This window comes from Streptomyces sp. A5-4, from assembly GCF_051131715.1.
GTDB lineage: Bacteria > Actinomycetota > Actinomycetes > Streptomycetales > Streptomycetaceae > Streptomyces.
The window spans coordinates 637,846-651,809 of the sequence record NZ_CP178591.1 but is presented as its reverse complement, the minus strand read 5'-3'; the positions used below and the strand labels follow the sequence as shown (position 1 = coordinate 651,809).

General features: G+C 69.0%; 8 protein-coding genes. 6 read left to right on the top strand and 2 right to left on the bottom strand.

Going from position 1 to position 13,964, the window contains the following annotated elements; genetic code table 11:
• Positions 1-23: 23 nt before the first annotated feature.
• A complete protein-coding gene (locus ACLLJJ_RS02865; RefSeq protein WP_434587664.1) occupies positions 24-3,344 on the bottom strand; it encodes a right-handed parallel beta-helix repeat-containing protein in 3,321 nt (1,106 codons plus the stop codon).
• 96 nt (positions 3,345-3,440) lie between these two features.
• Here ACLLJJ_RS02865 and ACLLJJ_RS02860 point away from each other — a divergent pair, with 96 nt between their 5' ends.
• Entirely contained in the window at positions 3,441-4,631 is a 1,191-nt protein-coding gene (locus tag ACLLJJ_RS02860; RefSeq protein WP_434587663.1) for a S8 family serine peptidase, read from the top strand.
• 182 nt (positions 4,632-4,813) lie between these two features.
• Here the strand turns inward: ACLLJJ_RS02860 and eccCa are convergent, their stop codons facing one another.
• Complete coding sequence (eccCa, locus tag ACLLJJ_RS02855; RefSeq protein WP_434600279.1) at positions 4,814-8,797, bottom strand: type VII secretion protein EccCa; 3,984 nt, start codon at positions 8,795-8,797, stop codon at positions 4,814-4,816.
• Positions 8,798-9,175: 378 nt separating this feature from the next.
• Between eccCa and eccD the strand changes: the two genes are divergently transcribed.
• From eccD to ACLLJJ_RS02830, 5 genes are all read left to right on the top strand, one after another.
• Complete coding sequence (gene eccD, locus ACLLJJ_RS02850; RefSeq protein WP_434587662.1) at positions 9,176-10,573, top strand: type VII secretion integral membrane protein EccD; 1,398 nt, start codon at positions 9,176-9,178, stop codon at positions 10,571-10,573.
• 15 nt (positions 10,574-10,588) lie between these two features.
• Positions 10,589-12,067, top strand: a complete 1,479-nt coding sequence (eccB, locus tag ACLLJJ_RS02845; RefSeq protein WP_434587661.1) for a type VII secretion protein EccB — start codon at positions 10,589-10,591, stop codon at positions 12,065-12,067.
• Positions 12,068-12,447: 380 nt separating this feature from the next.
• Positions 12,448-12,795 carry a hypothetical protein gene (locus ACLLJJ_RS02840; protein WP_434587660.1) on the top strand — a complete coding sequence of 116 codons (348 nt, stop codon included), beginning with the start codon at positions 12,448-12,450 and terminating at the stop codon, positions 12,793-12,795.
• A gap of 119 nt (positions 12,796-12,914) precedes the next feature.
• On the top strand, positions 12,915-13,235 hold the full coding sequence (locus ACLLJJ_RS02835; protein ID WP_434587659.1) for a WXG100 family type VII secretion target: 321 nt from the start codon (positions 12,915-12,917) through the stop codon (positions 13,233-13,235).
• A 221-nt stretch (positions 13,236-13,456) separates the two neighbouring features.
• Positions 13,457-13,912 carry a type VII secretion system-associated protein gene (locus tag ACLLJJ_RS02830; RefSeq protein ID WP_434587657.1) on the top strand — a complete coding sequence of 152 codons (456 nt, stop codon included), beginning with the start codon at positions 13,457-13,459 and terminating at the stop codon, positions 13,910-13,912.
• The last annotated feature ends 52 nt before the right edge of the window (positions 13,913-13,964 follow it).

Genomic DNA, 13,964 nt, shown 5'->3' with positions numbered 1-13,964 from the left:
GGCGGGCGTTCCTGTTCGCGGGGTTACAGGGCGGCTTCGTGCCGTGCGGGTGGCAGATCCTCGGGCAGCAGCGTCGTGAGGTCGGCGAGGCTCGGCGACCGAAGCCCGCCCAGCCGTCTGGCCTGGCTGGTCATCATGGCTTCCAGCAGCTGACGGGCGAGCCTGGCGTTGCCGAAGAAGCGGTCCCTGGGGATCGCGTCCACATGGTCGCGCAGGCTCGCCAGCGTGTCGCTGCCGCACTCGTAACCGGACGAGGCGGCGTGCCGGGAGACGATCGTGACCAGTTCGTCCGTGCTGTAGTCCTCGAACTGCACGTACTTGGAGAACCGGGAGGACAGCCCGGGGTTGGAGGCGAGGAAGCGCTCCATTTCCTCGGTGTATCCGGCGACGATGACCACCACCTCGTCGCGGTGGTCCTCCATCAGTTTCAGGAGGGTGTCGACGGCCTCGCGTCCGAAGTCGTTGGACGAGCCCTCGGGGGTGAGGGTGTAGGCCTCGTCGATGAACAGCACGCCTCCCAGCGCACTGTTGAAGACCTCCTTGGTGCGCTGCGCGGTGTGCCCGATGTACTGGCCCACCAAGTCGGCCCGGGCCACCTCGACCAACGCGGGGCGGGGCAGCACTCCCAGCGAGTGCAGGAGTTTGGCGTACAGCCGGGCCACGGTGGTCTTTCCGGTGCCGGGCGGCCCGGTGAAGACCAGATGGTTGCTGATCTTCGCGGTGGGCAGACCCGCCGCGAGCCGGTGCCGGGCGTTCGACAGCAGGTTCACCAGATCGGTGACCTCCCGCTTCACAGCCCCGAGGCCCACCATCGCCGTGAGATCGGCCATGGGATCGTCCGCGTCTTCGGTGTTCTGCGGCGATCCGTCGACGGCCGCCGCCTCGGTGTCCCCGACGTCCTGCGGCAGCAGCAGGGTCAGATCGCTCTCGACCGGGTCCGGCATGGACGCCAGCCGGAACGCCTGCCGGTCCACCATGTCCTCGAAGACCCCGCGCGCAGCACGGCCGTTGCCGAAGGACGCGTCGCGTTTCATCCCCTCGAAGCGTACGGCCAGGGCCTCCCGGGTCAGCGGCCCGAGCTCGAACCGGTGCTGGCCGCACATGCCCTCGGTGATGGTCACCAGCTCGTCCACGGCATAGTTGCCGAACTCGATGGTGCGGGTGAAACGTGAGGCGAGACCGGGGTTGGCGGACACAAACGAATCCATCTGCTCGGAGTAGCCGGCCGCCACCACCACCACGTCCTCGCGGTGGTCCTCCATCAGTTTCAGGAGGGTGTCGACGGCCTCGCGTCCGAAGTCGTTGGATGAGCCTTCGGGGGTGAGGGTGTACGCCTCGTCGATGAACAGCACGCCTCCCAGCGCGCTGTTGAAGGCCTCGGTGGTCTTGATGGCTGTACCACCGATGATCTGGGCCACCAGATCGGCGCGCGCGACCTCGACCAGATGCCCGCTGCGCAGCACGCCCAGGTCCGCCAGGATGCTCCCGTACAGCCGGGCGACGGTGGTCTTGCCGGTGCCGGGCGGCCCGGCGAAGATCAGGTGCCGGCTCATCGACGGAACGGGCATGCCGAGGCGGCGGCGGTGCTCCGCCAGCTGGTTGAGGTTGACCAGGGTGGTGACCTGGTGCTTGACGTTCTCCAGGCCGATGAGCGACTCCAGTGCCGCCATGGGGCCCTCCGGTTCGGCCCCCTTCGCGGACTGGCCGGGCCCTCCGATCCCGCCCGCCGACTCGACGCTCTCGCCCCAGCTGTCCAGGGCGCCATTGCCCGCGCTGGTCAGGAAGTCGACCGAGAGCCGGTCGCCGACGAGGCTCTGCCGCAGTCCCGCCCCCCGGTTGTCGCGTACCACGCACCGGGTGACGGAGACGGGCTCGGTGCTGTCGATCCGTACGCCGTCGCCCGTGCTGCCGGTGATCTCGCAGGCGCTGAGTGCGGCCCGGCCGCCGTGCGCCACCTGGATGCCGTGGGCCTTCGAGCCGTTCACTCTGACCCGGTCCAGTGCGACTTCGCCGCCGTCCTGGACGCTCACACCCGCGTCGGCGCTGTCCCTGATCTCGCAGTCCCGCAGGGTGCCCCGTCCGCGCTCGCTGATGACGACGCCGGACCGGGCGGAGGAGCTGATCACGGTGTCGCTGATCTCGGGGTCGGCGTCGTCGCCGATGCTGAGCGCGCAGCCGCCGGCCGACTCGATCTCGCAGTGCTCCAGGCGCCCGCGCCCGCCGTCGCCGATCTCGATGCCGTGGCCGCCCGCGCCGACGACCTTGGCGTGGCGCAGCAGCGGGTTGGCGGAGGAGGTGATGGAGATGCCGACCCCGGCCGCGTCCAGGACGTCCAGGCGCTCGAACTCGGCCGTGGAGTCGTCCGCGATCAGCACTGCCCCCGAGGTGTTGGCGCAGTCACGCACCAGCGTGTCCCGCAGCAGCGGGGAGCTGCCCTCGACGATCCGGATGGCGGGCTGGGCCGCGCTGTGGAACTCGCAGCCCTCCAGCGTCCCGCGTGAGCGGTCGAGTACGAGCAGTCCGCTCTGCTTGGTGCGCCGGGTGACGCAGCGCCGCAGCAGGGGGTCGGCGCCGCCGGAGATGACGATGGCGCTCTGGGTGATGGAGTCGAACGAGGTCTCCTCGACCTCCGGACGGGAGACGCTGCTCATCAGCAGCCCCACGGAGGTGTGGTGGACGGTGCACTGCACCACCCGGGTCGAGCTGTGGCCCTCCAGTGCGATGGCGGGCTTGTCGGTGCCGGAGATGTCACAGCCTTCGACGGTGCCTCCGGCCTCGCCGCTGGCGAGAATGCCGTTGGCCCGCGCGCCGCGTATCTTGCAGTCGCGGACGAGGGGCCTGGCCGTCTCACCGATGACCACGGCGGAGCTGCCGAAGTTCTCGAATGTGCAGTCCTCGATGACGCTTTCGGTCTCCGAGGAGTCGACGATCCCGGCGCCGCCGGGGTTGCTGATCCGGCAGCCGCGGGCGGCCAGCGAGCCCTTGCCGCGGACCAGCACGGCCGTCCAGCCCGAGCCGATGACGGAGCATCCGTCGAGGGCGGCCTGGCCGGCCGGGATGTCCACGACCGCGAGTTCCTTGTCGCGTCCGCGCAGGGTCAGACCGCTGAGCATGACGGCGTCGGCCATCAGGCTGATGGCCGTGCCGGACCGCGGGCAGATCTCGACGGCACCCGGCTCGCCCTCGGCGACGATCGTCACCCGGTTCTTGATGATGAGATTCTCGGCGTAGCGCCCGGGTCGCACCCGGATCACCGCCCCGGTGCGCGCCTGGGCCAGGGCCTCACCGATCGTCTGGAAGCTGTCCGTCCGTTCCGGGCAGACCGTGAGTATTTGCCGTGCCACGCGCCTCGAACCTCCTCGTGTTTCTGGTCTTTGGCTCTGCCCTGTGCGACTGCCTGAGTATCGCACGCGTATATCATGCATATAATGTGAACTTCCATGAAATACAGGTATGTTGGCCTCGCTCTGGCTGCCGCCGTGATCCTGCCGGTCGCCGCCGTGCCCGCCTCCGTCGCGGGAGCCGACGACCGCCCCGGCGCCGTATTGCTGCCTCCGCTGCCGGTGCGCCTCGGCAAGGACAGTCCCTGCACCGAGGCCTCCAAGGAGACGGCCACCGGAGCCGCGTGGTCCCAGGCGGCTCTCGGGCTGCCGCGGGCCCAGCGGATCTCCCGGGGGGCCGAGGTGAGCGTCGCGGTGGTCGACACCGGTGTCTTCTCCGGCGCGCCCAGCCTGGCCGGGCGGGTGACGGCTCTCGACGGGGCCGGTGAGGACTGCGTGGGGCACGGCACCTTCGCCGCCGGTCTCATCGCCGCCGCCCCGGAGAGAGGCAGCGGTATCAGCGGCGTCGCCCCACAGGCCGAGATCATCGCCCTGCGAGCGACGGACGACCGCGGTGTGCCGTCGCCGCAGCTCGTCGCCGCCGGCATCCGCGAGGCCGCCGACCGGGGCGCGCAGGTCATCTACGTCGGCCACGCGCTGCGTACCGGCAGGGCCGAGATCACCGCGGCTGTCGCCTACGCCACGCAGCACAAGGCACTCGTCGTCGCCCCCGCCGCCCCGGACGCCCTGCCCCGCGAGGAGCAAGGGCCCAATGGCGAGATGCCGCGGGGGCCGTACTGGCCGGCCGCCGCGCCCGGAGTGCTGTCCGTCGTGGACTTCGGGCCCACCGGCGCACGGCAGGAGAACGCCCCGTCCGCCTACGAGCCGGACCTGTCGGCGCCCGGCAGCTCCATGGTCAGCGTCGGGCCGAAGGGTTCCGGCCACTACATCGGCTCCGGCGCCTCGCTGGCCGCGGCGGGTGTCGCGGGGGCCGCCGCGCTCGTACGGGCATACCGGCCCGAGATGAGCGCCGCGGAGGTCTCCGCACAACTCCGCGCGACCACCTATCCGTCGGACACCCCCCGACTCGACCCGTACGCCGCCCTTTCCGTCGTTCCTGAAAAGGGCGAGCCTGCCCCCGCGCAGCCTGCCCCCGCGCACCTTCCGGCCGCCGCCGACCTCGGCCCCCGCAACCGCGCCCTGGCGATCGCCGGGGTGGGACTGACGGTGGTCCTGCTGATCGGAGGCGCGGCCGCGGTCATCCCCCGTGGCCGCGCCAGGAGCTGGCTGCCGCCCGGCCGCCAGTCGTAGGGCGCCGCCCGTAGCCAGTGGCCCCCGCGCGGACGATCCCGTCGGCCGCGCGGTGTCCGACGCACCCGCTCGTCGTACGGTCGCCGTCGCGAGGGCGCACATCGCGCGAGGGCGGCCCTGCCCGCCCGCGGCCGGGAGTCCGGCGCAGGTGGGGTAGTCGGCCCCGCACGATGTGCGGCACATCAGCGTTCGACCTCCAGCAGCGCGGTCTGTATCTGGAGCGTCTTGCGCCGGGCGATGCGCACCGCCCGGCCGGGGATCAGCTCTCGGCCCTTCACACTGCCGAAGAGGTATCCCTCGCTCGGCGGGCAGGACATCAGCAGGCCGGGTGTGTTGACCTCCTGGAGCCTGCGCAGCAGTGACTCGTTGAGGCCGCGCCCGGCTCCTGCGGAGGAGCGGGCCACGATCAGGTGCAGGCCGACCTCGTGCCCGAGCGCCAGATGGTCGAGCAGCGGGGCGAACGGCTGCGCCATGGGACCGCTGCCGATCATGTCGTAGTCGTCGACCAGGATGAACAGCCGCGGCCCCTGCCACCAGTCGCACAGCCTCATGCGTGACGGGGCGATGTCCTCGCCGGGAACCCGCTGCTTGACCGCCCTGGCAGCGCCGTCCACGAGATCCTTCAGCATGTCCAGCGAGACGGCGTGCCCGAGCCGGTAGGCCTCGGGGACGGCTTCCACCAGCTCCCGCCGGTAGTCCACCGTCATGATGCGGGCCTCGGCTGGTGTGTACCGATCAGTGATGCCCTTGGCGATCACCCGCAACAGGTTGGTCTTGCCGGACTCGCTGTCGCCCACCACGATCATGTGCGGGTTCTCGGAGAAGTCGTGCCACACCGGGGCGAGTTCGTTCTCGTCCAGGCCGATCGCGATCCGCAGTCCGCCTTCGCCCTCCGCCGGAGGAAGGTCACTGACGGGCAGGCTGGTCGGCAGCATCCGCACCCGGGGCGCGCTCGGTCCCGTCCAGTTCTCGCTGATCGCCGCGACGAGGCCGGCGACGCCGTCGGCGAGGTCGTCGGCGTCCTCGACCCCGTCGACGCGCGGCAGCGCCGACAGATAGTGCAGCTTCTCGGAGGTCAGACCGCGGCCGGGGCTGCGCGGAATCGCCGCCGCCTTGCGGGAGTCGATCTGGGAGTCCATCGGGTCACCCATGCGCAACTCCATGCGGGTGCCGGTCTGGTCGCGTACGGAGGACGACAGCTCCACCCAGCGGGCCGTGGTGATCACCAGGTGGACGCCGTAGTTGAGTCCGCGGGCGGCGAGCGCGTTGAAGGTGGGGATGTGCCGGTCGAAGTCCTGACGCACCGTCGACCAGCCGTCGATGACCAGGAAGACGTCGCCGTGCGGCTCGTCGGGGAACTCACCGGCCGCGCGCCGCTTGCGGTACGTGGGCATCGAGTCGATGCCCTGCTCCAGGAAGAACCGCTCCCGCTTGCTGAGCAGCGTACTGACCTCGGCGATGACACGTCCCACCCGCTCGGAGTCGACGCGGGCCGCCACCCCGCTCATGTGGGGCAGTTCGTCGAGGGCGGCGAGTGTGCCGCCGCCGAAGTCGAGGCAGTAGAATTGCACTTCGCGCGGGGTGTGGGTGAGGGCGAGCGTGGTGATGAGGGTCCTCAGCAGGGTGCTCTTGCCGCTCTGCGGGCCGCCGGCGATCGCCACATGGCCACCTGCCCCCGACAGATCCACCGTCAGCAGATCACGGAGCTGGTCGAACGGCCGGTCCACGATGCCCACCGGCACAGTGAGTTTGCCCCGCAGCGGCCAGTCGGCCGTGGTGAGGCCGAAGCGCGGATCGGGTGTCAGCGGCGGCAGGATCTGGTCCAGGGTGGACGGCGTCTCCAGCGGCGGCAGCCACACCTGGTGCGCGGGCGGGCCCGAGTGCCGCAGCCGGTCGATCGCCACCGACAACAGGGTCTCGCCGCTCTCCTCGTCGGCGCCCTCGGCCTCCGGCTCCTCCTCGGCCTCGCCGGTCAGGTCCGGGTCGGCGGGCGCACGCGGCACCACCCACTGCGCCGTCCACGGCACCACCTGACGTGCCACCTGCGCCTGGATGACGTTGCGGCGACGCTCGTACGGGCCCGAGACGTACGCGGCACGGAAGCGGGTCAGCGCGTCGACACCGCTCTTGAGGAAACCGGCACCTGGCTGCGCGGGCAGTTCGTAGGCATCCGGCACACCGAGCACACCGCGGCTCTCCATCGCGGAGAAGGTACGCAGGCCGATCCGGTACGACAGATGGCTCTCCAACTGGTGCATGCGGCCTTCGTCGAGCCGCTGCGACGCGAGCAGCAGATGCACTCCGAGCGAGCGCCCGAGGCGCCCGATCATCACGAACAGCTCCATGAAGTCCCGATGCGCGGACAGCAGTTCGCTGAACTCGTCGACCACGACGAACAGGCTGGGCAGTGGCTGCAACGGCACCCCGGAGGCTCGCGCCTTCTCGTACTCCAGGGCGGAGGTGTAGTTACCGGCGGCGCGCAGCAACTCCTGACGACGTATCAACTCGCCGTGCAGGGCGTCCTGCATGCGGGAGACCAGCGCCACCTCGTCGGCGAGGTTGGTGATGACGGCGGAGGTGTGCGGCAGTTCGTCGAGGCCGAGGAAGGTCGCGCCGCCCTTGAAGTCGACGAGGATGAAGTTCAGCGTCTCGGAGGAGTTGGTGAGGGCCAGGCCCAGCACCAGGGTGCGCAGCAGCTCGCTCTTGCCGGAGCCGGTGGCCCCGATGAGCATGCCGTGCGGACCCGTACCGCCCTGCGCGGACTCCTTGATGTCCAGCTCCACGGGCCGGCCCTCGCCGCTCACCGCGATGGGCACCCGGAGCCGTGCACTGCCGGTGTACCGCTGCCACAGCGTGGCGGGCTCGTGCCGGTGCAGATCGGGAATGTTCAACAGCGCGGTCAGCTCGACATCGTTGGAGAACGGCTTGGAGTCGTCACTGCCCATGCTCATCCGGTAGGGCGCGAGCAACCGGGCGAGCGCCAGCGCTCCCACCGGGCCGAACCGGTCCGGCCTGCCGAGCGGCGTCGACTGCTCCTTGCGTTCGCGGTCGGTGCGGACCAGCGCGATGCTCTCCTCCTCCACCTCCAGACGCAAGGTGGTACGGCCGGGCTTCCAGGCCAGGGCCCCGGTGATGTCGAGCACCACCGCGTTGCGGAACCCGTGGCCGTCGAAGCGGTGGCCCGCGGGAAGAGTGCAGCCGTCGATCACGATGACCGTGTACGGCTCCTCACGCCCCGGGGCCGCATCGGGGTCGGCGCCCGGACGCTCGTGGAACTCGGTACCGAGCAGGTTCTCCAGCTCGTTGAAGGCCGAGGTGACCATGCGGACCGGTCCCGCACCGTCCTCCTCGTACCGGTGGAGGGTGTGCGGGAGCCACTTCGCCCACTCCCACTCGGCGCGCCGCTCGTCCGACACACACAGCGCGATCCACAGGTCGTCGGGGGAGTGGAAGACCGCCAACTGCCCGAGCAGACCGCGCACCAGAGCACGTATCTCCTCCTCGTCGCCGCGGAAGAGGACCTTCGACCAGGCACGGAGGTAGATGGCGATGGGCTGGTCGCTCACGGTCGAATAGGCCCGGGTGAAGCTCCGCAGGGCGTGCGCGGACAGCGGTTCGAGGTCCTCGACGGGCTTGGTGGACAACGGGGTCAGCTTCATCGCGATGCGCTGGTCACCGACGCCCATCCGGACCTCCGCGAAGTCCTCGTCGGACGCGCGGCGTTCCCACAGGCGGGTGGTGCGCACGAAGGACGACAGTGCGTCGGGAGCGGGGTGGCGCCAGGAGAGGGCCTGCTGCTGATCGACGATGGTGCCGCGCACCTTGCGGCGCGTCTGCCGCAGGTAGCGCAGGTAGTCGCGGCGTTCGCCCTTCATCCGCTCTTTGCGTTCGGCGTTGCGCTTCATGACCTGGCCGATCATCATCGCCGCCGAGGCCACCACCATCATGCCGAGCGCGATATAGATGAATCCGCCGCTGGACTTGGCCATACCGGGCCGCATGAACATCATCATCATGGAGACGGACATCAGCGCCATCGGCAAGTATGTCCATATCGCGGAACTGTCCGGCGTGACTTCGGGAAGCGTCGGCGGTTCCTGAAGACTCAGGTCGCCCGACGGCAATTCCGGACCTTTGCGGCGAGCCGGCCTGCGGAACAGGATCACGCTCAACGAATGGCTCCTCGATGATGTCGGAAAATTTCCGTGCCAACGCCGGTGCGTCAGCCGGTCTTTACCGGAATCGGCGGCGATATCCGGTTTCCCGTATGGGCGATGGGGTCGGCGCAGCGAAAGCGAGATGTCTCGCATTGCGGATGAAGTAGGGTCTCGCGCCGAGCCGCAGATTTTCCGAATGGACTCTGCGGAACGCAGTATGGGACGTTGTATTCTTCAGCGGTGTAGCGAACACGGCCGGCCGACAACTCGTCCGGCGCGTAACACGCCCGACTTACCGTCACCTTCAGTGACCTACCAGCGTGCCGCTTCCCACCTTCCAGCCACCGCGCATCCCGCAGTCCGCCAGAAAGCGTGAACCCGAAGCCCATGACTGAGATTCAGGCGGCAAGCCTGTGCCGCGTCACCGTACGTGCTCCGGCCAGGACCGTCGACCTGGCCGTTCCCTCCGATGTCTCCGTTGCCGATCTGCTGCCCACTGTGATCAGTTACGGAGGCGACGACCTGGAGGAAACCGGCCTGGAGCACGGTGGTTGGATACTGCAACGCCTCGGCGGCCCACCGCTCGACCCCGAGAGTACCTTGGACTCCCTCGGCCTGCGCGACGGCGAGGTCCTCGCTCTGCGACCACGCGCCGAGGCGCTCCCCGAGGTGCACCTCGACGACCTGGTGGACGGCATATCCGACACCATGCGGCAGCGTCCGCACAGTTGGAGCGCGGAAGCCGGCCGTCGTCTGCTGCACGCCATGGCCATCGCCACACTCACCCTGGGCATGGTGTTCCTGGCCCTGCCCGGCTCGCCAGGCTGGCTGCGGGCGCTCGCGGCCTCGGCCGCCGGACTGCTGCTGATAGCCGGGGCGGGCTCAGCCACCCGCGCCGTCGGCGACTCCGGGGCGGGCTCGATGCTCGGCATCATGGCGGCCCCCTACTTCGCACTGGCGGGCTGGCTGCTGCCCGGCGGGGAGTTGGGCGGCGCCGGGGGTGACGCCGTACTGGGAGCAAGGCTGTTGGCGGCCTCCGCCGCCGGCGGTGGCGCGGCGGTGCTCGCGCTGGCCGCGGTCGGTATGTACCCGGCGCTGTTCCTCGGCACGGCATCGGTCGCCGTGGCGGGGGCACTCGGAGCCTCGCTGATCATCCTGGATCTGGCGCCGGAGCACGCGGCCGGCCTGGTCGCGGTCGTGGTGGTGCTGTTCGGCGGCTTCGTGCCCTCGCTGTCGTTCAGGCTCTCCGGGATGCGGATGCCACCGCTGCCGACCAACGTCCAGCAGCTGCAGGAGGGGATCGACCCGTATCCCGCCTCGGACGTCGAAGCCCGCGCCATGCTGGCGGACGGCTGGATGACCGCCTTCTACACGGTCATCGGCCTGATCTGCCTGCCCTGCCTCGCGATGCTCATGGTCGAGCCGGATCTCTCCCGTGTCCTCACCGTCGTAGCCCTGTCGCTCCTGCTGCTGTTGCACAGCCGGGGACTTGGCAACGTCCTGCAGCGGATCGCGCTGACCACCGCCGGGGCCTGGGGCGTGGCACTGCTGCTGTTCGAGGCGGCACTGGCCTTCGACGCGACGGACCGGCTGACCCTGACGGCCGGCCTGCTGGCTCTGGCGGCCGTGATCACGATCGCCTCATGGACCGTGCCGGGGCGCCGCCTGCTGCCGTACTGGGGACGGGCGGCCGAGCTGCTGCACTCGCTCGCCGCCATCAGCATGCTGCCACTGACGCTCTGGTCGATGGGCGTCTACGGCGCTCTCCGCGGTATCAACGGCTGATCCGGGGGACCGACCGTGCACAGCAAGCGAGACCAAGTACAGGCTCATCTCTTCGTCATGGGGCGACTGGCATCGGCCATGCTGCGGGCCGAGCCCGACGACCCGGAGAGCCCCCTGGGCAGAACCAACCGCGGCGCCGCGATAGGTGTGCTCATCGCGGTCCTGGTGTGCGTCGGGGCCTTCGTCTTCGGGCTCATCAAACCGGGCGGGAACGATTCCTGGCGCACCTCGCAGGACCTCATCGTCGACAAACAGACAGGCGCGCGGTATCTGTTCCTGGACGGACGGCTGCGCCCCGTGCGCAACTACGCATCGGCCCAGTTGATAACCGGCGGCCCCGTCGGTGTCACGACGGTGGGCACGTCCTCGCTCGCCGACACACCGCACGGGTCGCCCGTCGGCATCGCGGACGGGCCCGAGTCCCTGCCGGGCCCGGGTGACTTGGACAGCAAGCCGTGGCTGGTGTGTTCCGGCGTCCTGCCGAGGACGACGGGTGTCGTCATGGCCACCACGACGCTGGCCCTCGGCATGGAGGAGCCCCAGAAGGTTCCGGGCGGACGGAGGCTGGGGGAGGCCGACGGCCTGCTGGTCGCCGGGCCCGGCGACACCACGTATCTCCTGTGGCAGGGCAGCAGGCTGCCCCTGGACGAGCGGGCCAACGCGGCCGAGGCCCTCGGGTACGGGAATGTCACCCCGCGCCCCGTCGCGGCCGCGTTTCTCAATGCCTTCCCGCAAGGTCCCGACCTGGCCCCTGCGGAGGTGCCGGGCCGAGGCAGGGACGGACCCGCGCTGGCGGGCCGGAGCACAAAAATCGGGCAGATCTTCCGCGTCGACGTACCCGGCTCGGCGCCCCGGTACCACGTGCTGCAGAAGGATGGCCTGGTCCCGCTGACGGCCACCGGGGCGGCTCTGCTTCTGGGCGATCCGGAGACCCGGGACAAGGCATACGGGGGAGCCGCCGCGACCGTGGCGACGCTCCAGGCCGACGCGCTGACCGAGCACCTCGCGCCGCGCGGCGAGGACGGCGCGGCGAACTCCGCGAGGCTGCCCGAGAAGCCGCCGAAGGCGGTTGATGTCGCCGGCGGTTCCGTCGCGTGCGCGGACGTCGACACCGATAAGAGCGGAGTGCGGGTGGGTGCGTCCGTACTGCCGGCGAGCGCCCTGCCCGAGGCCGTGCAGCCACCGGCCCCCGAGGTCGAACCGGGCTGTCTGAAGGTCGACGCCATTGCTGTACGAGCCGGCAGGGGCGCGCTGGTCAGGGCGTTGAGCGCGGGCGGCAGCCCGCTGGGCGACACCATGTATCTGGTGACCGACGAGGGCGTGAAGTACCGGGTGCTGTCCCAGGAAGGCGCGAAGGCGTTGGGATACGGGGGTGTTGAGGAGCGGGCGATGCCTTCGCCGATGCTGGCCATGCTGCCGAGCGGCCCGGACCTCAGCCCCGAGGCGGCCTCGTCGGGGGAGGCGCGAGTGACACTGCGGTGTGCGGAGAAATAGCAAGGACATAGGAGAAATCGCCCGGCGGTGAATCCGCGGGTTGTGAATTTTTCCGAGGTCTCACGTTCACTTGGTGTTGAGTGCAGGTGCCCGGCTGTGAAGGCGGGAAGGGATGTAATGCCCGATCTGTCTGGATGACATGGCGTCACCGCTCAAGTGAGCAAGGCTAATTCGGAGTCGTTGCTCAATCGAGCGTTCGCGGGCGTGAGTTGGGCTGCGGTTACCGCTCGGTGGTCAATTGCCAAACAAGTTGCAGCCTGCTTAGCATCTGGTTACCCCATGTCCCGGTGAACCGATGTGTGTTCGCAGGAGTCACCTTGTCTGCCCACGGGTGTGATGGGCCCACTGGTCGGTGATTTTCGCCGGAAGGAAGTTCTCTCATGGTCATGCAGCAGTCCGAAGAGCATGCGACCCGCAACGGAATCATGGCGCTGGAGCAGGCGTTCAGCGGCGTCCAGGCGTGTCAGCGGGACGTCCAGACCACCTCGCAGAATCTCGCCGCCAATTACGGTGGCTCCGACGGTGGCAAGTACAAGAAGCTGCTGGAGCAGTGGGACGGGCATGTCGACACCATCTTGATCAGCCTGGACCGGATGGTCGACGAGCTCAACACCACCCTCACGGAGCACGGGAAGGTGCAGGGCTCTTCGAGCGAAACGATCGACGCCGAGTATTCAAGGTCCACGACTGTGTTCGACGAGCTCAACGGCACCAGCACTTCCTCCTGACCATAGGCACTCCGCCGGGGCGTTGGCTCGGCATCGTGTTCAGGAATCACCGTTCTGCAGCCACGGTCTCGCCCACTGACCGTCACTGCGCCCGTAGTCGTGGCGAATCGAGGATTTTCATGGACTTCACCGACGGTTACATCTACGTCGACTACAACCATGCGGAGGGTGCGGCCGATGACATGGTCGCCCAGTCGCAGGCCGTAATGAGCATCATCGAGAACCTGGAAATGGAGCTGTCCGAGCTCAGGAACAGCTGGATCGGTGACGACCGCGACGTCTACAGCGAGGTCCAGGCGAAGTGGGACGGCGCGGTCACGAACATCAAGACCCTGCTCGCCAACCACTCGGGCCTGCTCACCGAAATTTCCTCCGGCTACCGGTACACGGAACAGAACCTCTCGCAGCGGTGGGGGGACATCCGGATCGGCAGCCGCTGACCGTGTGAAACGGCCGTCCCCCGCCTTCCCCCGTGCACGACGCGAGGGGAAGGCGGGGACGGCTGGAGAACGATCGGGCGCCGTCGGCCCCAGTGGTTCCGGTGCCGTACCTCGCCCGGAACAACGGGAACCGGCGGCGCCCGACGCGTCGCCCAAGACGTCTCAGGAACCCTGCGCGCGGGACCGCCCCGGTCTCCGGCGCCGTACGGAAGGGGAACGACGTGACCAAAGTCACGGTCCTTGACAGCGCATTTCTGAAGTCGTTCATCGCGAACCACATCGAGGAATTCACAGCGACGCTGCAGAATCTCGCCAAGCCCGACAAAGACGCCGGCCCGGCCATTTCGTCCGTCGCCGACATCGAGAAGATAAATACCACGATCGACGCCACGAAGCCTCTCATCATCGGAGGCATGGCCGGCACGGGAGACCTGGTCGGCGGCGCCGCCCTGAACAAGGTCGTACAGGATTCGGCAAAAGAGATCCTGCGCATCGTCACGGACCAGACAGTGCTCTTCGAGGACCTCGAAGCAGCATTGCAGGACACCGTCGATCTGCTGGTCAAAGATCAGAGTAAAAACATGGAGAGCATCACTCCGGACGATTTCATCGACATCTTCGAAGACGTCGACAGCGACCTCGGCAACACCGGCGGCGACGAGAAGAAGGAGGACTGAGGAGGCCCGAGGCGGCATCGACAGTCCCTTTTCTTACGAGTTTCTACGAGCC